This window comes from Vibrio sp. K4, from assembly GCF_051122595.1.
Taxonomy (GTDB): domain Bacteria; phylum Pseudomonadota; class Gammaproteobacteria; order Enterobacterales; family Vibrionaceae; genus Vibrio; species Vibrio owensii.
The window spans coordinates 1,354,775-1,376,445 of sequence record NZ_CP178578.1; the positions used below are offsets into that span (position 1 = coordinate 1,354,775).

Genomic DNA, 21,671 nt, shown 5'->3' on the forward strand with positions numbered 1-21,671 from the left:
GCAAGTTGACTGTTAGACAACGACGTCAATAGATATGGCCTCAATGGACAAAGGTTGTCGCAGTGATACTTTTAGGGCTTGGCTTAGCTTTTGCTAATTCCTAAACAGGATGGATAAAAGTGGGGGTCGCAATGAAAATTACCAGCCCTGTATTCGAGGAATTTGAAGCGCACGAAGTTCAAGTGGGATCATGTTTACTCAAGGTGCAACAGCACGCGTGTGAACTCATTGTGGAGAGCGGTAAACGCTACAACATTACAACGAAAGAAAGTGATGTCTTAAAAACGTTAGTTACCAACTTGGGCAAGGTGGTATCTAAAGATGCCCTTATTCGCGCAGCCTGGGGAAACCCCGAGATCATCGGTTCCAACTCATTACCTGTCGCGATTTCAAACCTGCGTAAAGTACTCGAGCCGGAAAAGATCAAGATCGTTAATGTCCCCCGCCAAGGTTATCAACTGGAAGTAGAGTGTATGGGTTCTGGAGAGCCCCATTCAGAACAAGTTGAAGAAGTAACAGAGCAAGTCGTTGCATCCAAGCCTGAACGTAATATCAGCAAACGTATTGAAACAAACTCCAACAAGATTAGTGTTATTTGCGCTTGGTTATCGCTGTTGTATGTGGTGTTTGTGGCGTCGTATTTCAGCTTTTCTTGGGTTCAAGTTGATTGCGAGGTTGTCGGACAATCCAAAGTCTGTGCAATTCGAGGGGATGTAGACTCTGAGGTGAAAGCAGAGCAAGGCTCATCCGTTTTCGTCTCATCAAACGGCAAGCGTTATGAGGGGGCATATCATGACTAAGCTACTACAACGCGTCGCATTTCTTGGCTTCATCTTAACTACCGCTTTTCTTTTATCTGGGCTGGTCAATGGTGCTGGTTGTCGCTATGACCTCTCGGTGGAAAATGCTGAACATCAAAAAACGTTTGTCACCTGCTACCGCGGCAAGGTAGTGGTGCTCCATTCTCTTCTCAACGAGCAAAATGAACTGGTTTCCAAGTGGCAGGTAATGGCAAGGCAAATGAAGTTTGGCAAGCAGGTGATATACATCATCTATGACCGAAACCGCATTGATGGTGGCAGCACGAACAACCTGACAGACAGATATAACGAAATCTTCTCGGGATATAACGTCCTCTTTTACCACGTAGAGCGGCTGGGCGATCGTGTCTTTATCTTCGAAAACTTCCCGGAAAACAACGTTATTGAAGGGCAGTTAGAAGGCGAGATGGATTTGTTTGCCATGGTGATGAGGTGAGTACCAAGAGTTCTCGTTTCATCAGTGAGTGAGCTAGTTCCTGAAGCGTTACTTTTCGATGGGAACAAACAGTACCGCCATTATTTAACGCTAAATTACTCACTAACGCGCGAACGTTATTTTTAAAGTAGCGACAGAAGTATTAACGAAGCTGCTTTTTTAAATAGAAGGAACAAGACAATGCTAAGTGATGTTGATAATGCGAATTTGTTTGCGCGTTGCTTGATTGATGAAGGGCTTGAAGTTTGTAAGCTTAGAGATGAAAACGCGGAAGCGAATAAAGTGATGGTTAAGTGGCATCATGAAGAGGGGTCTGCATCAGCTTGTAATCGCTTAGCATCCGTTGGCATTTTCATTAACGTGGTTTCTCTGCCCGGAGAAAAAAGTTCGCAAGAGTCGGGTTTATTGTTTGAGTTAGGCGAGCTGACAAGGCTTGGTATCAACCCAAACGAAATACGTATGTTGGCAGAAGCTACGGCTGGTGCGTTACTAGGGCGCTGTAAACTTGAGTTTGTTGCTCAAGTGGTAGCTAAGATTGCTTCTCGGTTATCCGGTATCACTTAGAACACTTTTTGAGGCCTTTTGAACATGAAATGTACGCCCAAAGGTTTGCAAAACTCTCTTTTTACTATCAACTGAGAATTTAGATTGCAAATCAACACGCATGGAGTTACAACAGCGTATCGTTGTGGTTTAGGTGAATTCTGTGCGTACTTACCTAGTCAGTGTGTTAGGGCTTGTTGTTGCGCTGATGGCTTTTGGATTGAGTCAGGCTTCACCGTCACCAAAACTTTCCCACGCGGTCAGCTACACCTCTTCTTTAATTGATGGTGAAGCGCATCTTGAGAAAGCACCATTCTCACCATCTCGTAAAATTGCCGCCAGCTTATTCAGTCGAAACGCACTGCGCGTTAACCATTCCAATACATCACCAGAATCTGATGACTTTGATGTAGTACCTGCACGCTGGTTAACAGTCGTTGCCGATTTTAATAAGCGCTTTGTATCAAAAGTGGCCATGCCAGTTATTGATGTCTTTTATCCTCGCTCGAAATATCGACTTGGGACAGGACAAGAATCCAATCTCATATATCGCTTTATGCATGCTAGGTGATGCCTATTCATCTGTTTTTAAATTTAATTGTGATGTTTAGGAGTTTGCTATGTTTGATTCGATTACTCAGGTGCTGTTTGCGTTGTGGCACCAAGACTTTACCGCGCTGATGGCGCCGGGTAGTGCAGGGCTGATTTACTTTGTAGTTGGTGCACTTATTTTCCTTGAAAGTGGGTTTATCCCCGCAGCCCCATTCCCGTGTGACAGCGTGGTCGTACTTTCTGGTACATTGGCAGCGGTAGGAGTGCTTGACCCAGTTATGATCATGTTGGTGATTGTTGTCAGCGCAGCAATGGGCAGTTGGGCAGCATATCTGCAAGGTAAATGGCTAAACCGCTTGCCGAAGGTACAAGGCTGGGTGAATGCAGTACCAGCGAAGCGTTTAGAACAAGTGGACATGCTGCTGGGTAAGCATGGTTTGATTGCGCTATTTTGCGCGCGTTTTATTCCAGTGGTGCGTTCGTTGCTGCCATTGATGATGGGATTACGTGTGAACCGTGTTAGCAAGTTCCATTACTTTGCGTGGTTGAGTGCGATTCTTTGGACACTACTGCTGTGCGGTCTTGGCCTGTTGTTACCATTGTTACCGGAAAAGCTAAACAAGATTGTGACCATGGGGTTGATGGCAGCACCGGTTATTACCTTAACCATTGCGATCATGAGTTTTGTGTTGGTAAAAGTGCGTAAGGCTTGGAGCAAATCAAAAACAACTCCACAACTGCCATAATTGTTCTGGTAAGAAATTTGAAAAGCAAAAAAGGCGCTATCACAGCGCCTTTTTCTGTATTTACATTGCTTGCAATGAGCGCGAATCAGTAACCGATGTTGTAAAGATATTCGCCTGCTTCCTTACACTCAGTTTTGTAGAACTGTTCCATCTTCGTTTCATCCATGCCTTGCGCTTTGAACTCAGTCTCCGCAGAAGAGAGCTGGCTGAATGTATAGCCGCGCTCAGCCATTAAGTAATGACGAAACATAGCACGATGCTCAGGAACGGCTGCACGAGCGTTAGAAGCATTTGCACACTCTAGAAGCGCACTATTGCTCATATCTTCAGGTTTTGCTGCTTGCGTAGTCGCAGCGAATAAGGTTGTTAGAGCCAAAACGGCGATAGTCGCGATTTTTTTCATAATCAGGATCTCGAGTTAATTCAGGGTAAAGATGAGATCATCCTTGGCTAGTACTGAAGGTATCCGTATTAATGTCAGTACAGTCAATGTCCGAGCTAAGCCTCGCGACTGTGTTTAAACACGTAAAGTAAATTGGCTTGTTTCCATCCCGGAAGATGAAACGCACTTTTGCTTGCCGATAACTGTGCACGATTTGGCAAAGGTGTGGCTTTGAGTGCGATATCCAATAAGGAAGGGGACAAAAAAGCGACCAGAAGGTGATACTCGGGTACGACGCTCAATGTCAATTCGCCATCGTTGCCAGAAGCTCGACGGCAAGGCAGTAGACCCAACAGGTCGCGCTTTAAGTGGCGGTAGTAACCATCAGGGCTCCAAGCGTCACGAGTATTCCAAGCTCGATAAGGGACTTTTAACGCATGATAGTCATGTTGCGTAAGTTTGTAGAACGTCTCGGAAGCGGTGTAGTTGGTATCTGCACATTCATGATTTTGCGCAGCAGACATCTGCCCTGAGAACAGGGAGAGTGACAACAAAAGCAGTAGGCGAAATACGTGAACCAAAACTAACCCTAACACAAGATGGAATCGATATTCGTTTGCTGCCAATTGGTGGCGCTTGCGTATACTAGCGACTTGTTAACAGGATGAACAGTTTTTTGTCTATTAAAAAGGGAGCGAATCTGCTCCCTTTTTGAACTTCGTAAAAGCGGCGTTAAGCGCTTGCGTAGATAACGCTGCCACCTTTAATGGTATCAATGATTTGTCGTGATAACTTTTGCGGCAGTGCTGGGCAACCCCAACTGCGGCCAAGATAGCCATTCTTCTTGATAAAAGAAGGGTTTGCGTAGTCTGCGCCATGAACCACGATGTAACGCTCACGTGCCTTGTCGTTGACACCAGATGTTAATCCATCGAGTCGCAGCGAGTATCCGTTAGAACCATAGTAAGTGGTATCAGTTAAAAACGTACCTAAAGAAGTCTTACGGGAGTTCACTACGTTAGAAAACTTTGTCGCAGTCTTTTTACCACTATTTACGCCGTGAGAAACATAGGTATTAAAGATAAGTTTTTTCTTATCTAAATCGACCACATAAAAGCGTTTTTCTGTAGAGGGTTTACTGTAGTCGATGATGGTTAATACTGGCTTTTTACGGTCATGTGCTTTTTTGTAAGCTAAAAATGCATCGTTGAATAAACTGAAGTCGATGACTCCTTCCAAATTGGCTTCTTTGAATGTCTTTTCAACAAGTTGCTTGGTAGCTTTAGTTTCCGTTGCTTTTGCTGATGAGTGGTGAGCAAAGGCAAAAGGTGAAACCGTAAGCGATGTCCATATCAATAATAAAAATAGCTTTTTCATTTGTACTAAATAAAACTCTTGGTGTAGCAAATTCAGCGATTGCGTCTTGCAGTCGTTAATACAGCTTGCACATCAATTTAATTCTATTCTCAACGTTTCCTATTATGCGTAGTGACACGTATTACCGAACCATTTTTAGTATTTGGTAGAGTTCTGCCAACTAACTCGCTGAAATTAATCAACATTGAGAGGTTAATCGATGACTTTAAAAATCTTCAAGACAAATACTAGCCGATTTGGGTAATTAATAAAACTGTGTTTACCGTGATTTACTAAGCAGTGGTGCTAATAAAACATCGTTTAATTATAAATGAAATAAAAATACCGTTTGAATTCAATGTATTTATTTCATACTTAGCATTGTGCAAAATTTTTTTAGACTGTGATCCTAGTCGTAACAAATCATTACCCGGCTACAGACAATTGATAGATTAAGCGAATATCTAATTCTGCATATTCAACTAAACGTTCAGCTAGGTTGTTGTATGTGGTCAATTTATTGACTATAGCTGTTCACATCATCGAAATGATTTATGTTAGTTTGCTATAAAATTGTTATCAAAGGGCGATGAAGATGGAAGTTCATGAGTGTGTCTCATTTATCTTAGTTAAGGGCGATCACGTGTTGCTGGAAACTAGAGCAAAGGATAAGGAATCTGATCCTGGGGCAATAGCAATACCCGGCGGTCACATGGAGTTTAACGAACCCCAACAACAAACGTTGTTTAGAGAATTGGAGGAAGAGCTCAATATCAAGCCACTTCAATTTGGTTATTTATGTTCTTTATATCACCCAACTACAGAACTGCAATTGATTCACTATTATGTGGTGACCAATTGGCAAGGTGATATTCAGAGCTTAGAAGCGGAATCTGTTAAATGGTATCCAATAATAAATGCACCAGTCTCGACGGAAGTCGATCGCGTCGCATTAAGTGAATATCTTCGATTAAATACAACGCTAAGAACTGTGTTTAATAAATGAAGTTCCATAAATAATATTTGTGACGAGTAATAATATTTTTGATTGAATTGTAAATATCGAAAATATTCGAATTATCTTGTGAACAAAATATAGCGGATAAATACTTTGCGAAAACTTGATCAAAAATAAACTTTGCTTTCAGTTGGTTATGCTAGTTTCTGCAAAGGTAAGTTGAAAAAGGGAAGTGTATGTCGAAGTGGTTAGATTGGGCAAAGCAGCTGCAAGCGATTGCTCAAGCAGGGGAAGCATACAGTAAAGATGCTTACGATCTAGAGCGATTCAAAATGGTCGAAGACATCGCTCATCAGATGTTTGCTGACATCAGCGATAAGTCAGTTGCCGATATTCAAAACTTGTTTATCCCTGAAACGGGTTATCCTACGCCCAAAGTCGACCTACGTGCTGGGGTGATAAAAGATGGCAAGATACTTCTCGTAAGAGAGCGCGAAGACGGAGGGTGGACATTGCCTGGTGGTTGGGCTGACGTATGTGAAACGCCAAGTAGTGGGGTGGTGCGCGAAGTGTTGGAGGAATCTGGCCTCGTGGTTGCTAAACCGAAGCTAATAGCGATTCGCGACAGAGCGATGCATGACTATCAGCCGCCTTACCCATTCCACATCTATAAGATGTTCTTTTTGTGTGAATACGTTTCTGGTGAACCTAAAGAGAACATTGAAGTTTCGGAAATCGATTTCTTCGCGCAGCATAAGATTCCGCCACTTTCACAGAGCCGAGTTTTACCAAGAGATATTGAAATGGTCTTCGATGCTTTTTACAGTGAAGATTTTCAAGTACACGTCGATTAAGGAAGAAAATGAAAACGATAGGTCTAATTGGTGGTATGTCATGGGAATCCACTGCGAACTATTACCAAATCATTAACCGTGAAGTGAAAGCGCGTCTAGGTGGGTTACATTCAGGAAAAGTCTGTTTGTACAGTGTCGATTTCGCCGAAATTGAAACACTTCAACACCAAGGTCGATGGGATGACACGGCCACGATTCTTTCTCAAGCAGCAAAATCGGTGGAAGCAGGCGGTGCGGACTTCATTCTGATTTGTACTAATACCATGCATAAAGTCGCGGACCAAATTCAGCAAGCTGTCAATGTACCGCTTGTTCATATTGCTGATGCGACCGCTGAGAAGCTGGTGGCGGATGGCATTGAGAAGGTTGGTTTGCTTGGTACACGTTTTACCATGGAGCAAGACTTTTATAAGCAGCGACTCATCGATAAATTTGGTGTTGATGTCGTCGTACCGAGTTCAAATGACCAAACGATTGTTCATGAGGTTATCTATAACGAGCTGTGCAAAGGAGAAGTGCGTGAGGATTCTCGTCAACAGTATCTCGCTGTTATCGATAAGTTAGTTGAAGAGGGCGCTGAAGCGGTCATTCTTGGTTGTACTGAGATTGCGATGTTAGTTGAACCTCAACACACAGACGTGAAGCTTTACGATACAACAGAGATTCACGCTAAGGCCGCTGTGGAAGCCGCGCTGAATGAAGCGTAATTCTCTACAGAATTGATCGACAGGATTAAATCACTCATGGAAGAGTTATGAATTATCGATGCGGACAATGTCGCCAGTTTACGAGACAGAAGAGCAGCGCTGATATTTGCGGCGCTTGGGGTCATCCAACGGATGCAAATCGTGCAGCTTGCGATTATTTTATGCCTACGATCCGGGTTAAGGACCGAGTGGTTTCTCCTTTAAAAAGTAAAAATGGCTAAGTCGTTCTCATTAATTGAGAATTTCTTAATCAATCAGTATTAGTTGATTGATGCAAACGATTGCTCCCTTGGGAATGTATTGTATAATTTGCGTCGCGTCACACTTTGGTGGCGCGTATTACATTTCAGGATTCCCATGTTGAAGAAATCTCTTGCTCTAATGCTTGCTGCGTACTCACTTCCTTCCGTTGCAGGTTCGACCATCGGTATTGTCGGTGCGATGGATGTCGAAGTTGAAGCGCTATTACCAAAAATCCAAAACCAACAAGTAAAGAAAATTGGTAGCCATCGCTTTTACACGGGTGAGTTAGAGGGCAAAACCGTTGTCGTGACGAAATCTGGCGTAGGTAAGGTCAATGCGGCAATGACGACCACTCTTCTGATCGAATCTTTCGGTGTTGACCAACTGATCTTTACGGGTATTGCTGGTGCTAGCGACCCTAAATTGGACCCGTTAGATGTCGTGGTTTCTACGCGTTTGGTTCAGCACGATGTTGATCTAACCGCATTCAATATGCCGAAAGGTCTACTGCCTGATTACGAAGAGCGTTACTTCTACGCAGATAAAACACTGCAAAAATACGCATTTGATGCAGCCGTTGATACGCTTGGCAAAGAGAGTGTTTACCGTGGCGTTATCGCATCTGGTGACCAGTTCATTGCAAGCAAAGTGAAGGTGACGGGTATCTACCAAGAATACAACGCAATGGCTGTGGAAATGGAAGGCGCAGCGTTAGGCCAAGTAGCAGATGCGTTCAAAGTACCTTACGTCGTTATCCGTACGATTTCAGACAAAGCGGATGGTTCGGCAGATGTTGTCTACTCAGATCTTAAAAAAGCAACGGCCGACAACTCAGCAAACATTACCCTTAATATGCTAAAGCGAATGTGAGAACACGTTCACTAGGCCAAATGTTTTTTTAAAACACGAAAAAGCAGCACGCGCGGTGCTGCTTTTTTTGTTGGGTTTCCATTCATCTGCAATAAACGATATAAGCCGTTAGGCTAAGCAATATCAGAGCGGGTAAAAGGTTGGTCGTTAGCCGATTTCCACCATTGATCAAGCTGCTCTTTGTTCATGGGCTTACCAAACAAGTAACCTTGCATGAAGTCACAGCGATACGAAGATAGCCATTCGTGCATCACGTTATGCTCAATACCTTCTGCCGTTACCTTCTTGTTTTGCGCATGGCACAGTTCAATGATTGGTTTGATGACGTGGCCGTTGTCAGTATTCATCAAGGTGAGCAGAAATTCTCGGTCGAATTTGATTTTCTGAACAGGGTACTGAACCAATTGCGTCAGTGAGGTATAGCCTGAGCCAAAGTCGTCAATCGCAAGTTTATAGCCAAGTTGGGCTAGTTCATCGAGCAGAGCAGTACCTTGTTGGTCTGCGGCGAAGGTTTCTGTTATTTCCAACTCAATACAGTGAGGGGGCACACCATTTTGCTTCGCTTTGTCGTGGATAAACTCGGCCATTGATAGGGAGTTCAGCTCTGCTGATGATAGGTTAATGGATAAAATGATGTCCTTGCCAAAAATACTCTTGAGCTGGTGGTACTCTTCCATTGCGTTCGCAAACACCCAGCGGTCGATTTTCTCGAACAACCCGGTTTGTTCCGCAATAGGGATGAATTCCTTCGGTGGAATCGAACCAATTCCTTCTGCTTCCCAACGTAAGAGAACTTCCAGCCCCTCGATTTCATTGGCGTGACTGTTCATGTATGGCTGGAAAACCAAATGGAATTCGTCTTCCACATTGGCTTTACGTAAAGCGCGTTCGATCTGGCTACGGCGCTGAGCTTCAATATTGAGCGCCGCCGAATAGTAGGCGTATTGGTTTTTACCGCCGCGTTTTGCTTGGTACATCGCCGCATCTGCACTTGAAAGCAACTTGGCAATATCAACGCCATCTCTTGGATATTGAGCAATACCAACGCTTGCCGTCACCGGAAACGAATTTGTCGAAGATTGGCTCAAGTTATGGATGGGTTTGAGCAACTCTGAAGCGAACATATCTGGTATGTCAGCTTTCTTTTGGTTTGTACTCAGTAGGATGGCAAACTCATCGCCAGACAAGCGAGCGCCAAAGCAAGGGCTGTTGTGTTGTTGGGTAAACTTCTGGCAGACATTTTTTATATGGCGAGAGAAGACTTGCAATAGTTTGTCACCCAATTCGTGGCCGTATTTGTCGTTTACGTACTTGAAGTTGTCTAGGTCGATGTATACAACCCAAAGTTGCTCAGAGGGATCGGCTAACTCGCGAGTTGCCAACTCATGAAAACGATGACGGTTCGCGAGTTGAGTTAGGTGGTCTGTTTCCGCTAAGTGCTTGGTTTTATGGTAGATGTTATTGAGTTCTTCATACATGTCGAAGAAGCGCGAAGAGAGGCGACCAATTTCATCGTCACTGTTTAGCTTTTCAATATTAGTGCGCTTGTTTGCTTCTATTTCGCGCAGTTGTTTGTCCAGTTTAGATACCGGACTGAGCACGTAACGATACAAGACTAAGACAATCAAAGTGATGGTACAAAACGACGCTATACCAAACGAAAGAGCCAGCTCCAACCAGACCTTATCGACCTTATTCCACATTAAATACTCTGCCGGTGACAAAATTGCGTGGAAATGCGGTAAGAGTTCTATGGTTTGGGCTAAGGGGATGTCTAGGTGAATCGGTTTGTCAGAAAATGTGATGACACTGTGGGTATCAAATTCGATTTCGTGTTTGATGTCATTAAAAGCTTCGAGAGAGACGGAGACGACAACAAAGAATGCGTTGTGCGGATCAAAGCTGGGTGGGTGCTCGCCCGTTCGCTTATCGAACAGTTCGTACTGCAGGAGTATGCTTTGCCCACTTGAGTTGTAAATAAAGCCGGTATGGCTGGTTTTACCGTGCTGGGCATAGCTCTTTTCTACGTATTCGAGAATCTTAGGATCGACGCTGCCGTTGGACTCATAAAACTGATTCTCGGTGTAATAGAGTAGGTGTTGGTCGCCATCCAATATTGCCATGTTCGCATCGCCATTATAACCATGGCTTAGCACTTCCACTGTTTCATCCAATCGGTTGAATAGCTGTCGTTCTCGGTACGGGTCTTCGTGGTTAACGAAGTAATCCTGTAAAACTTCACTTTTCCCTAGGGTATAGGCGTAACTGTTGAGGAAGATATTGGCTTGACGAAATTGCCCTGCGAGCTTCTCCATTTGCAGCTGTATGTAGCTGTCTTCTCGCTTGATCAATGTGACTTTTTGAATGCTATAAATGATGTAACTCGACACCAACGCGCTAATAAGAATGACTGGCGCGACAAGCAAAACAACTCTATTGCTTAGTTTCATTATGGTTCTTCAATTTCCGTTTGTGTCCCTACAAACGTTCCCTACTTAAAGGTTCCGAACGGATGACGATAGTATTTCTGTGTTTTTCAAATTGTAAGTGGGTGATTTTCGAAAGTCAGACACCCTTACTTAATTTGTGATGCTGTGTGCGGTTTTTTACGAGATTGACCAGAAGAAGTCTCAAACTTTAGACATATTTGTACCGTTTCAAAAGCACAAAATACATTTGCAAGATGAATGTACGAATGAGTAATACAGCCATGACAGTCTCCCTCTAATGGATTTTTTCACCATCGAAACGTTTCGATGGTGAAATGTGACCCCAATATCTTTTTCTTCATCACAAAAGGTTCAATTACGGATCATTCTCACACCTTATCGATCTGTCACTAGCCAATTTTCATTGCCGTCCTATTATTGCATCGAAACGTTTCGATGAGTTTTCTGTCAATACTAAGAAATGAAACTCAAAGTTGTATGAACGTGTAACCGAAAGGTCGATGAGATGAAAAAAAGTACCCTAATTAACTCAGAAATTTCTTACTTGGTGGCGACGCTGGGTCATACCGACGAAATCACCATTTGTGACGCGGGCTTGCCAATTCCTGATCATGTACAGCGCATTGATTTAGCGTTGACGCACGGAGTCCCAGGCTTTCTAGATACCGTTCGCGTGATTCTGTCTGAGTCCCAAATTGAAGGGGTCATCATTGCTGAAGAATTCGCCAAAGTTAGCCCGGTTCACCATGATGCACTAATCACGGAGCTAACCAAAGAAAGTGAGCAAACAGGTAAACAAATCGCGATCAACTATGTGTCGCATGAAGATTTTAAAGCTCGCACAGAACAAAGCCGCGCTGTTGTTAGAACAGGCGAGTGCACACCTTACGCGAACGTGATTTTCCAAGCCGGCGTGGTTTTTTAAGCCACAACTAATTGAGGACAAATTATGACTCAAGCCATTCTACAACTGAGCGACATCGAGAAAGCGTTCCCGGGTGTTAAGGCGTTGGATAAAGCCAGCCTTAACGTATACCCAGGTCGTGTGATGGCGTTGATGGGCGAGAACGGGGCAGGTAAGTCGACCTTGATGAAAGTGTTAACGGGCATCTACCACATGGATGCAGGAAGCATCAAATATCAAGGCCAACCAGCGGCGTTTAAAGGTCCACGAGACTCGCAAGAAGCTGGCATCAGTATCATTCACCAAGAATTGAATTTGATCCCGGAGCTGACGATTGCCGAAAACATCTATCTAGGTCGTGAGTTTACCGGCACGATGGGGCGTATTCAGTGGGGCAAAATGTATGAAGAAGCAGACAAGTTGCTTCAACGCCTTAACGTAAAGCACTCATCGAAAACTTTGCTTGGTGATTTGAGCCTTGGTGAGCAACAAATGGTGGAGATTGCGAAAGCGCTGTCTTTCGAGTCCAAAGTCATCATCATGGATGAACCAACGGATGCGTTAACCGACAAAGAGACGGAATCGCTGTTTAAAGTAATTAACGAACTTCGCGACCAAGGCTGTGGCATCGTTTATATCTCACACCGCCTGAAAGAAATCTTCGAAATCTGTGATGACATTACTGTGTTACGTGACGGTAAGTTCATCGGCGAATGCCAAGTTAAAGACACCAACGAAGATGGACTCATCGAAATGATGGTTGGTCGTAAGTTGGAAGAGCAATACCCGCGTATCGATGTGACGCATGGTGATGTTTGTCTTGAAGTGATTGGTTTGACGGGCTCGGGCGTTCATGACATTAGCTTCACACTTCAACGTGGTGAAATCCTTGGTGTGTCAGGCTTGATGGGCGCAGGGCGCACAGAGTTGATGAAGGTGATTTACGGCGCGTTACCAAGTGAGCGTGGCGTCATCAACTTAGACAACAAGACCATTAACCCGGTTAGCCCACAAGATGGCTTGGTGAATGGCATTGCTTACATCTCTGAAGACCGTAAAGGCGATGGCTTGGTGCTGGGGTTATCCGTGAAGGAGAACATGTCTCTGTGTGCACTGGATAAACTCACCAAAGGCTTCCAAATCCAACATGGCGAAGAAGTCGTGGCGGTTGAAGACTTTATCAAACTGTTTAACATCAAAACGCCAACCCGAGACCAAATCATTGGCAACCTTTCTGGTGGTAACCAGCAGAAAGTGGCAATCGCAAAAGGGTTGATGACCAAACCTAAAGTTCTGATTCTGGATGAGCCAACTCGCGGCGTCGACGTAGGCGCTAAGAAAGAAATCTACCAGCTAATCAACAAATTTAAAGCCGATGGCATGAGCATCATCTTGGTTTCTTCTGAGATGCCTGAAGTGCTAGGCATGAGTGACCGCATCATGGTGATGCACGAAGGTCGTATTACTGGCGAATTCGATGCGAAAGACGCCGACCAAGAAACACTACTCGCTTGTGCCGTAGGCAGAAAGATCAATGAGGAAGCAGCATGAGTACTAAGACCATGAGCAAACCAACCGAAGCGAACAGCAAAAAGTTGTTCACCAAAGAGTGGCTGATTGAGCAAAAGTCACTGATTGCACTGATTTTCTTGATTGTTGTTGTGTCATTCTTGAACCCGAACTTTTTTACGGTAGACAACATTCTTAATATTCTTCGTCAAACCTCAGTCAACGCAATTATCGCGGTAGGTATGACGTTGGTTATCCTAACCGCAGGCATCGACCTAAGTGTTGGTTCTGTACTCGCGTTATGTGGTGCGTTTGCCGCGAGCATGATTGCGTTAGAAGTGCCGGTGCTTATTGCGGTTCCTACAGCGTTGTTTGCTGGTGCAGCACTGGGTGCGATCAGCGGAATCATCATTGCCAAAGGTAAAGTTCAAGCCTTTATCGCAACACTGGTTACTATGACGTTACTACGCGGTGTAACCATGGTTTACACAGACGGTCGTCCTATCTCAACGGGCTTTACCGACACAGCAGACGCATTTGCATGGTTCGGTACCGGTTACGCACTTGGTATTCCAGTTCCTGTTTGGTTGATGGTGATTGTCTTTGCTGCGGCTTGGTACCTACTGAACCACACTCGCTTCGGTCGCTACGTGTACGCACTTGGTGGCAACGAATCAGCAACACGCCTTTCTGGTATCAACGTTGACCGTGTGAAAATCGGTGTATACGCCATTTGCGGTATGTTGGCAGCGCTTGCAGGCATCATCGTGACGTCTCGCCTGTCTTCGGCGCAGCCAACAGCAGGTATGGGTTACGAGCTAGATGCTATCGCAGCAGTGGTTCTTGGCGGCACCAGCTTGATGGGTGGTAAAGGTCGCATCATGGGTACATTGATTGGTGCTCTGATCATCGGCTTCCTAAACAACGCGCTGAACCTACTCGATGTTTCTTCTTACTACCAAATGATTGCGAAAGCAGTGGTTATCTTGCTAGCAGTACTGGTAGACAACAAAAACAAGTAATTGATATTTAAAATAAATAGCTCCACTAAATCCTGAATACAAATCGAGCCAGAGGACGTGTGCTGGCTCACCCTACACAAAGGACTAGAACGATGAAAAAACTCGCAACTCTTATCTCTGCTGCACTTCTTTCTTCAACCGTATCGGTAGCGGCGCACGCTCAAGATACGATGGCGATTGTTGTTTCTACGCTGAATAACCCGTTCTTCGTAACGATGAAAGACGGCGCAGAAGCAAAAGCGAAAGAACTGGGATACGACTTGATTGTACTGGACTCGCAAAATGACCCGAGTAAAGAACTGTCAAACATCGAAGACCTAACGATTCGTGGCGTAAAAGCGATTCTGATTAACCCAACAGATTCCGACGCTGTGTCAAACGCGATTCGTATGGCGAACCGTTCTAAGATCCCTGTGTTGACACTAGACCGTGGTGCAAGCCGTGGTGACGTAGTGAGTCACATCGCATCTGACAACGTAGTTGGTGGTGAAATGGCTGGTCACTACATCATGGAAAAAGTAGGTGAGAAAGCGAAGGTTATCCAACTAGAAGGTATTGCAGGTACGTCTGCGGCGCGAGAGCGTGGTGAAGGTTTCATGACAGCAGTTAAGAGCAGCAACATGGAGCTACTAGCAAGCCAACCTGCTGATTTTGACCGTACTAAAGGTCTGAACGTAATGGAAAACTTGCTTGCAGCGAACCCAGACGTTCAAGCGGTATTTGCTCAGAATGATGAGATGGCACTTGGTGCGCTTCGCGCAGTTCAGGCATCAGGTAAAGACGTAATGATCGTAGGCTTCGACGGTACCGACGATGGTATCGCTGCAGTTAACCGTGGCAAGCTAGCAGCGACTATCGCACAGCAACCAGATCTAATTGGTGCGTTGGGTGTAGAAACTGCAGCGAAAGTATTGAAAGGCGAGAAGGTTGAGGAGTACATTCCTGTTCCGCTTAAAGTCGTGACTAAGTAAGCTTAGCGCCTGACTCAGTGATTCTTCTTTGTTGAAGATAACGGAATGACCCAATGAATGTGTTGGGTCATTCCAAACAACGAAAGCGGTACGTTAGAAAATTAAATCTAGCTGAATCGTAATACGCTTACGTTTTTTCAAAGAGCGTAAACCTATTACTCCTGTTCAAATATAAAGGGTTCAATCAGAACCGAGGATAACCGTATGAATAAGTTAGTGGTGTTAGGTAGTGTAAACGCTGACCATGTTCTTCAAGTGCCTTCTTTCCCTCGCCCAGGCGAGACGCTACATGGTCGCAACTATCAAGTTATCCCAGGTGGCAAAGGTGCCAACCAAGCTGTTGCGGCAGCTCGATTAAACGCAGACATCGGTTTTATTGCGTGTGTGGGTGATGATTCGTTCGGCATCAACATTCGTGAGAACTTCAAAATGGATGGCATCGACATCACTGGCGTGAAAATGCAGCCGAACTGCCCAACGGGCATTGCCATGATTCAAGTGGCGGACAGTGGCGAGAACAGCATTTGTATCTCAGCAGAAGCCAACGCAAAGCTGACAGCAGAGGCGATTGAGCCTGATCTAGAGCGCATTCGTCAGGCTGATTACTTGTTGATGCAACTAGAAACGCCAATGTGCGGCATCGAGAAAGCTGCGCGAATCGCGAAAGATGCCAAAACCAACGTCATTCTTAACCCTGCACCAGCTCGCGAGCTGTCAGATGAATTACTGTCTTGCATTGATGTGATTACACCAAACGAAACGGAAGCGGAAGTGCTAACAGGTGTGACGGTAACAGACGATGACAGTGCACAAGAAGCGGCGAACATCCTGCATTCGAAAGGCATTGAAATCGTCATGATCACGCTTGGTGCGAAAGGAGTGTGGTTGAGTCAAAACGGTCGTGGTGAAATCATTCCTGGCTTCCGCGTAGAAGCAACAGATACCACTGCGGCGGGCGATACGTTTAATGGGGCATTAGTCACTGGTTTATTGGAAGACTTACCTTTAGAATCAGCGATTAAGTTTGCCCACGCAGCAGCAGCGATCTCAGTAACTCGCTTTGGCGCGCAAACCTCCATTCCAACCCGTGAAGAGGTTGAGGAGTTTCTGGCTCAACACCAATAATCAAGGAGTAATAACATGGCAACGATGAAAGACATCGCAAAACTGGCAGGGGTTTCCACTTCAACTGTGAGCCATGTTATTAACAAAACTCGCTTTGTCAGCGAAGAGATCTCGGAACGAGTCAGCAACGCTGCCAAAGAACTCAATTACTACGCGCCGTCTGCTTTGGCGCGTAGCCTAAAAGTCAATCGCACCAAAACCATTGGTATGCTAGTAACCACCTCTACCAACCCATTTTTCGGTGAAGTCGTAAAAGGTGTTGAGCGCAGTTGCTACCATAAAGGCTACAGCCTGATCCTGTGTAACACTGAAGGCGATAACGAGCGAATGCGTGAATCTATCAATACGTTGTTGCAAAAGCGCGTTGATGGTTTGATTTTGATGTGTTCATCGTTAGAAGGGGAGCGTATTGATGTATTTGAGCGTTATCCTGACATTCCGGTTGTAGTGATGGACTGGGGACCTATGTTGTTCACCAGCGATAAGATTCAAGACAACTCACTTCGTGGTGGTTATCTTGCAGCTAAATATCTTATCGACTGTGGCCACCAAGAGATTGGTTGTATTACAGGTCCACTAATCAAGCATCAAGCGCAAATGCGTTATGAAGGCTACAAGCGAGCGATGATTGAAGCTGAGCTTGAGTTCAATGCAAACTGGATTGTTGAATCTGACTTTGAATGTGAAGGTGGTTATCAAGCCTTCAAGAAGATGGCGGAACGTGGTCCGCTCCCAAGCTCGATTTTTGTCTCCAACGACATGATGGCAATGGGCGCAATTAACGCGGCTAACGAGCTAGGCATTAAAATTCCAGAGCAGTTATCCATTATTGGCTACGATGACATCCATATCGCCAAATTCATGTCTCCATCTCTGACAACAATTCACCAACCAAAATACCGTCTAGGGCAAGCTGCAGTCGAAACTTTATTGCGAAAACTGGATGATAAATCTGATGAAGCTCAGGTTGTACAGCTTGAACCTACATTGGTTGAGCGTAACAGTGTGAAGGTTGTGTCTAGTCAATAGCCCTCGCTTTCCGTTGTGACATTTTGCTAGAAATTAGTAATAAATTATTTCTCTTTGTATGAGAAAGGCTTAGTATTAACTTTCATTATAAATAGAAGTGTTAATTATATATTCGGTGGATTAGCAATATGTTGTCAAAGGGATACGCGAAGTTCTCGGTGAAACACCCTTGGTTTCATCGTTTGAATGTTACAGCGGTTGCGTTCATTTTTTTATTAAGTTGCTATCAACTATTAGTCAACGAAGCTTTTGAATTCTCAATCGGCTTTGTTATTACTCTTTTAGCAACATTACTCTTTGCTTCGGCATCGGCGTTTAAAAAACGTTATTCGGGTTTAGAGTCTTAAACCATTACTGCGTAGTGGGAACACCACAATATAAAAAAATTATTGATCTGATTTATGATCGGATACATCAAAGGGAGGACAAATGTCCTCCTTTTTGTTTGCTGCGAGGCAATAAGATGAGCGCATCCCAAGCACAATAATAAAGGACATCTTCATGGACCTATTTGCCCTGTTAGACATCAACAACACCCTTGTTAACATTCCTATTGGTGGTGGCTATGCAATGAGCTGGATCGAAGCGTTTGGTACGGTTTTCGGTCTGCTTTGTATTTGGTTTGCGAGCCAAGAAAAAACCATTAACTACTTGTTCGGTCTGCTGAACGTAACACTTTTTGCCGTTATCTTTTTCCAGATTCAGCTTTACGGATTGCTTCTGCTTCAACTTTTCTTCTTCTGCGCCAACATCTACGGCTGGTATGCATGGACAAGACCAAATGCACAAGGTGAGACACTTGAGGTGCGTTGGTTAAGCAAACAGAAGCTGATCGCGACAGGTTCAGCAAGCATCGTTGCGATTGCGATGTTAACGATTTACATCGACCCATTCTTCTTTGCGTTGGCTAACATTGCCGTTGATACGCTAAATGTGTTCGGTGCAGGTTTGTCTGAGCCTGTGTTGGAGCCAGATGCTTTCCCATTCTGGGATGCAACCATGACCGTGCTTTCTATCGTGGCGCAAATCTTGATGACACGTAAGTACGTTGAGAACTGGATTCTTTGGGTCGTAATCAACATCATCAGCGTTGGTATTTACGCGACACAAGGTGTGTACGCAATGTCAGTTCAATACGCGATTCTCATGTTCATCGCAGCAAACGGCACAAGAGAGTGGGCACGTAGCGCAAAACGCAACGGTGAGAAGACCCTAACGCAAGCGACAGCTCAAGGTTAAGCCAATGATGAAACAACCACATATAGGTGTAGACAGTACTCAAATAGCGGCCCGAGTAATCGTCTGTGGTGAGCCAGATCGAGCAAACCGTATTGCTACATTGTTTGATAACGCAGAATTGGTCTCTGAAAACCGTGAGTATCGTGTGTTTACAGGAACATACCAAGGTCAGCGCGTATCAGTGTGCAGTACAGGTATCGGAGCACCTTCGATGATCATTGCGGTGGAAGAGCTAAAGCAGTGTGGTGTGACGGATGTGATTCGAGTGGGTTCTGCTGGCGCGATGCAATCCAACATCCAACTTGGTGAGTTGATTGTGGCTGAAGGCGCAGTAAGAGACGAAGGTGGCTCGAAAGCATACGTTCGCTCTTCGTATCCGGCTTACGCGAGCTTTTCATTACTTAAAGCGATGGACAGCTATTTAGCGGCAAAAGAGGCACGATATCATTTAGGTTTGGTTCGTTCCCATGATAGCTTCTATACCGACGACGAAGAAGCGATCTGCGAGTACTGGAACAAGAAAGGTATTCTCGGTGCGGATATGGAAACCTCGGCTTTGTTTACTGTCGGTCGACTGCGTGGTCTGAATGTCGCCTCCATTCTGAACAATGTGGTTTTGTATCAGCAGGATGTGAAAGAAGGTGTAGGGCAGTACGTAGACGAAGCGCAAGTGATGATGGAAGGGGAGCGTTTAGCGTCTTACGCTGCTCTTGAAGCCTTAATTGCACAGAGTTAACCAGATCACAGCTTAGTTAATTTTATAAGCGGCACCTTGGTGTCGCTTTTTTATTGGCTGTCATCAAACGATTCTAGCGAGTACAATCTACTTGAGATTGTTGTCATTAAAGAGAAACTCACGTGAAAATAAGCCCTTATCCGACTGGACGTTTCAAAAGCTTTCTAGAACAGAAAAGTGCTGAGTTTCGTGACTTAATCTATCAATGCCAAATCGGCAGTCGATACTTTGACTCTGGTGAAGAGATCCTTCGCCAAGGTGAACAACTTCAATATCTTTATGTTGTGCCAGTTGGTCGAGTTTCGATGAGCATCATTGCAGCTAATGGACGACGTTTCCAGCTGGGCGAAGCCAATTGCGATTATCACATCTATGGTGAAATGGAGTACTTCACCCAAACGCCTTGCCAATGGAATGTGGTAGCTGATGAACACATGCAAGTGGATATCATCTGTATTCAAAAACTGACTGAGGCGTTGCATCAACAACCTGACATGATGTTCTTCTTTGCTTCTGCTTTGGCGGAGGATTATCAGGATTCAATGGACATCTATACCAATCGCTTGTTACACCCAATTACTTATAACATCGCTTATGATTTGTTGGTGCAAAAACAGACTAATACCTTGTTGGGTGGATTTGGCAAAGTAAACCAAGAAGCCGAAAGATTTGGCACTTCGGGGCGTGTTTATCGCCGAGCGGTGAAAGATTTAATGGAAAAGGGGTTGATCAGAAAGGGCGAACAGGGGCTAGAGATTGTTGATGAACTTGCACTAAAAGCGTTTCTTGATGCCTACGAGTAGCCCGCACGATTCCATTTTAAAAATAAAAGCTGCAGGCTATCTGGTTTATCTGTTATTCAATCAGAACAATGTGTGTTTATTCTGATTTAAAAACACAATTTTTAGCAAAATCAGACGCTTCGTTAGCGGTCCATTCGCCTTTTGGCTTTTCTTTCATGTCGTTACACCACGCTTCACTGCCCACCTCTGTACAAGCCATCAGTTGCGCTGCGACAAAAACCATTAATGCTAACTTCTTCATTTTCTAATCCTTTTTGATAAGACTTGTTTTGAAGTATAAGCACTCGATCACGAGATAAACATGAAAATTATTATTTTGCGCTTACCGTCTCAAATCCGATATAGGTACAGTGTAATTTGTTGATTTATTAAGCCAATTTAGAAGTGTAACGAATGTAAAGTTATTAAATAATCGGTTGAATGCCTATGTGAGTAACGATATATTGCGAATGCGCATGATAATGGATCTCATTTAAGGTTTAAAATAATGGAAAAACTCGTCAGTGCGGCTCTTATTTCGCTGCTCACAATCTCACCTGCTTTTGCTGCAACCGTCAAAATCGATCACTACATGGGAACGACAAAAGTCGAACAATCACCAAAGCGTGTGGTTGTGATTGGCTTTGGCCCTCTTGATATGCTCGATAGCTTTAATATCGACCCTGTTGCAGTCTCGAATGCCTCGCATCTTCCTAAATACTTATCGAAATACAATAAAGACAATTACACCTCTGCTGGTAGCTTGTTTGAACCGGATTTCGAAACCATCTATATGCAAAAACCAGATTTGATTCTGGTTGGTCCTCGTGGTTCATCGAAATACGATGAGTTAAGTGAAATTGCACCAACAGTCGTTTTTGCGTCAGGAGAGAAAGAAGATTACTGGCAGGGCACAAAAGCACAATGGCGTAATCTTGGTAAGATCTTCAACATAGAGGACAAGGTTGAGCAAAAGATCGAAAACTTGGATGCACAGTTCAAGGCGATTCGCGAATACAACCAAACCAATAATAATGATGCACTCACGATTTTGAGTATCGGAGACAACATCAGTGCATTCGGTGCGAAGTCTCGTTTTGGCGCGATTTACACCGATTTTGGCTTTACTGAAACAGTGAAGAACCTCAAAACAGGCACGCACGGTGATGTCATCTCTTACGAGTTTATCCGCGAAGCTAACCCGAAAAATATTCTAGTTATTGATAGAAACTCACTTCACGCAAAGTCTGACAACGACCTCGCTAAAGCGTTGGATAACGATTTGGTTAAAGCAACTTCGGCATACAAGAACAAGAAAATTACCTTCCTAGATGTTGATGCTTGGTACTTAGCGATGTCTGGCGTAACCGCGACGGAAAAGATGGTGAGTGAAATCAAACACACGATCGATCTGTAAAAAGCTAGCTGAGGTTAAC

24 protein-coding genes are annotated in these 21,671 nt (G+C 44.4%); 19 read left to right on the forward strand and 5 right to left on the reverse strand.

Annotated features, from left to right (window positions below; genetic code table 11):
* The first annotated feature begins 131 nt into the window (after positions 1–131).
* The 5 genes from ACLIIY_RS23685 to ACLIIY_RS23705 all read left to right on the forward strand — a co-directional run bounded on the left by ACLIIY_RS23685 (position 132) and on the right by ACLIIY_RS23705 (position 3,098).
* Complete coding sequence (locus ACLIIY_RS23685; protein WP_434528622.1) at positions 132–800, forward strand: winged helix-turn-helix domain-containing protein; 669 nt, start codon at positions 132–134, stop codon at positions 798–800.
* The gene (locus ACLIIY_RS23690; protein WP_171371531.1) at positions 793–1,257 is read left to right on the forward strand and encodes a hypothetical protein; all 465 of its coding nucleotides are present in this window, start codon (positions 793–795) and stop codon (positions 1,255–1,257) included. The genes ACLIIY_RS23685 and ACLIIY_RS23690 overlap by 8 nt, the downstream gene beginning before the upstream one ends.
* Positions 1,258–1,437: 180 nt before the next feature.
* A complete protein-coding gene (locus tag ACLIIY_RS23695; RefSeq protein ID WP_264408094.1) occupies positions 1,438–1,821 on the forward strand; it encodes a hypothetical protein in 384 nt (127 codons plus the stop codon).
* A gap of 142 nt (positions 1,822–1,963) precedes the next feature.
* Entirely contained in the window at positions 1,964–2,371 is a 408-nt protein-coding gene (locus tag ACLIIY_RS23700; RefSeq protein ID WP_122070762.1) for a hypothetical protein, read from the forward strand.
* Between the two features lie 49 nt (positions 2,372–2,420).
* A complete protein-coding gene (locus ACLIIY_RS23705; protein ID WP_005435728.1) occupies positions 2,421–3,098 on the forward strand; it encodes a DedA family protein in 678 nt (225 codons plus the stop codon).
* Positions 3,099–3,183: 85 nt separating this feature from the next.
* On the opposite strand, the gene ACLIIY_RS23710 is transcribed toward ACLIIY_RS23705, so the two are convergent.
* The 3 genes from ACLIIY_RS23710 to ACLIIY_RS23720 all read right to left on the reverse strand — a co-directional run bounded on the left by ACLIIY_RS23710 (position 3,184) and on the right by ACLIIY_RS23720 (position 4,857).
* The gene (locus ACLIIY_RS23710) at positions 3,184–3,501 is read right to left on the reverse strand and encodes a hypothetical protein (protein WP_005435730.1); all 318 of its coding nucleotides are present in this window, start codon (positions 3,499–3,501) and stop codon (positions 3,184–3,186) included.
* A gap of 95 nt (positions 3,502–3,596) precedes the next feature.
* Positions 3,597–4,004: a hypothetical protein gene (locus tag ACLIIY_RS23715; RefSeq protein ID WP_434529515.1), complete on the reverse strand. Its 408-nt coding sequence runs from the start codon at positions 4,002–4,004 to the stop codon at positions 3,597–3,599.
* A gap of 208 nt (positions 4,005–4,212) precedes the next feature.
* Complete coding sequence (locus ACLIIY_RS23720) at positions 4,213–4,857, reverse strand: murein L,D-transpeptidase catalytic domain family protein (RefSeq protein WP_020197530.1); 645 nt, start codon at positions 4,855–4,857, stop codon at positions 4,213–4,215.
* Positions 4,858–5,431: 574 nt separating this feature from the next.
* Here ACLIIY_RS23720 and ACLIIY_RS23725 point away from each other — a divergent pair.
* The 4 genes from ACLIIY_RS23725 (at position 5,432) to ACLIIY_RS23740 (ending at position 8,468) form a co-directional block, all read left to right on the forward strand.
* Positions 5,432–5,842 (forward strand): NUDIX hydrolase, encoded by a 411-nt coding sequence (locus tag ACLIIY_RS23725; protein ID WP_434528623.1) that lies wholly within the window; start codon positions 5,432–5,434, stop codon positions 5,840–5,842.
* Between the two features lie 188 nt (positions 5,843–6,030).
* The gene (locus ACLIIY_RS23730; protein ID WP_009704131.1) at positions 6,031–6,648 is read left to right on the forward strand and encodes an NUDIX hydrolase; all 618 of its coding nucleotides are present in this window, start codon (positions 6,031–6,033) and stop codon (positions 6,646–6,648) included.
* An 8-nt stretch (positions 6,649–6,656) separates the two neighbouring features.
* Positions 6,657–7,355 carry an aspartate/glutamate racemase family protein gene (locus tag ACLIIY_RS23735; protein ID WP_434528624.1) on the forward strand — a complete coding sequence of 233 codons (699 nt, stop codon included), beginning with the start codon at positions 6,657–6,659 and terminating at the stop codon, positions 7,353–7,355.
* Between the two features lie 357 nt (positions 7,356–7,712).
* Positions 7,713–8,468: a 5'-methylthioadenosine/adenosylhomocysteine nucleosidase gene (locus ACLIIY_RS23740; RefSeq protein WP_009704133.1), complete on the forward strand. Its 756-nt coding sequence runs from the start codon at positions 7,713–7,715 to the stop codon at positions 8,466–8,468.
* Between the two features lie 113 nt (positions 8,469–8,581).
* Here ACLIIY_RS23740 and ACLIIY_RS23745 read toward each other — a convergent pair whose 3' ends face one another.
* Positions 8,582–10,918: an EAL domain-containing protein gene (locus tag ACLIIY_RS23745; RefSeq protein ID WP_434528625.1), complete on the reverse strand. Its 2,337-nt coding sequence runs from the start codon at positions 10,916–10,918 to the stop codon at positions 8,582–8,584.
* 505 nt (positions 10,919–11,423) lie between these two features.
* On the opposite strand from ACLIIY_RS23745, the gene rbsD reads away from it, so the two are divergent.
* The 9 genes from rbsD (at position 11,424) to ACLIIY_RS23790 (ending at position 20,256) form a co-directional block, all read left to right on the forward strand.
* A complete protein-coding gene (gene rbsD / locus ACLIIY_RS23750; RefSeq protein WP_005435742.1) occupies positions 11,424–11,843 on the forward strand; it encodes a D-ribose pyranase in 420 nt (139 codons plus the stop codon).
* 24 nt (positions 11,844–11,867) lie between these two features.
* Entirely contained in the window at positions 11,868–13,373 is a 1,506-nt protein-coding gene (rbsA, locus tag ACLIIY_RS23755; RefSeq protein WP_434528626.1) for a ribose ABC transporter ATP-binding protein RbsA, read from the forward strand.
* Positions 13,370–14,353, forward strand: coding sequence for a ribose ABC transporter permease (rbsC, locus tag ACLIIY_RS23760; protein WP_005435746.1), 984 nt, complete (start codon positions 13,370–13,372; stop codon positions 14,351–14,353). Before rbsA ends, rbsC begins: the two co-directional genes overlap by 4 nt.
* Positions 14,354–14,445: 92 nt before the next feature.
* Positions 14,446–15,324: a ribose ABC transporter substrate-binding protein RbsB gene (rbsB, locus tag ACLIIY_RS23765; RefSeq protein ID WP_434528627.1), complete on the forward strand. Its 879-nt coding sequence runs from the start codon at positions 14,446–14,448 to the stop codon at positions 15,322–15,324.
* A gap of 204 nt (positions 15,325–15,528) precedes the next feature.
* Positions 15,529–16,449 (forward strand): ribokinase, encoded by a 921-nt coding sequence (rbsK, locus tag ACLIIY_RS23770; protein WP_005435750.1) that lies wholly within the window; start codon positions 15,529–15,531, stop codon positions 16,447–16,449.
* Between the two features lie 15 nt (positions 16,450–16,464).
* Positions 16,465–17,478, forward strand: a complete 1,014-nt coding sequence (locus tag ACLIIY_RS23775) for a substrate-binding domain-containing protein (protein ID WP_038895366.1) — start codon at positions 16,465–16,467, stop codon at positions 17,476–17,478.
* Positions 17,479–17,979: 501 nt separating this feature from the next.
* Complete coding sequence (pnuC, locus tag ACLIIY_RS23780) at positions 17,980–18,717, forward strand: nicotinamide riboside transporter PnuC (RefSeq protein ID WP_434528628.1); 738 nt, start codon at positions 17,980–17,982, stop codon at positions 18,715–18,717.
* Between the two features lie 4 nt (positions 18,718–18,721).
* On the forward strand, positions 18,722–19,453 hold the full coding sequence (locus ACLIIY_RS23785) for a nucleoside phosphorylase (protein ID WP_434528629.1): 732 nt from the start codon (positions 18,722–18,724) through the stop codon (positions 19,451–19,453).
* A 122-nt stretch (positions 19,454–19,575) separates the two neighbouring features.
* Positions 19,576–20,256, forward strand: coding sequence for a Crp/Fnr family transcriptional regulator (locus tag ACLIIY_RS23790; RefSeq protein WP_005437794.1), 681 nt, complete (start codon positions 19,576–19,578; stop codon positions 20,254–20,256).
* Positions 20,257–20,332: 76 nt separating this feature from the next.
* Here ACLIIY_RS23790 and ACLIIY_RS23795 read toward each other — a convergent pair whose 3' ends face one another.
* Positions 20,333–20,497, reverse strand: coding sequence for a DUF3012 domain-containing protein (locus tag ACLIIY_RS23795; RefSeq protein ID WP_078609721.1), 165 nt, complete (start codon positions 20,495–20,497; stop codon positions 20,333–20,335).
* A 246-nt stretch (positions 20,498–20,743) separates the two neighbouring features.
* On the opposite strand from ACLIIY_RS23795, the gene ACLIIY_RS23800 reads away from it, so the two are divergent.
* Positions 20,744–21,652 carry a siderophore ABC transporter substrate-binding protein gene (locus ACLIIY_RS23800; RefSeq protein WP_434528630.1) on the forward strand — a complete coding sequence of 303 codons (909 nt, stop codon included), beginning with the start codon at positions 20,744–20,746 and terminating at the stop codon, positions 21,650–21,652.
* Positions 21,653–21,671: the final 19 nt, after the last annotated feature.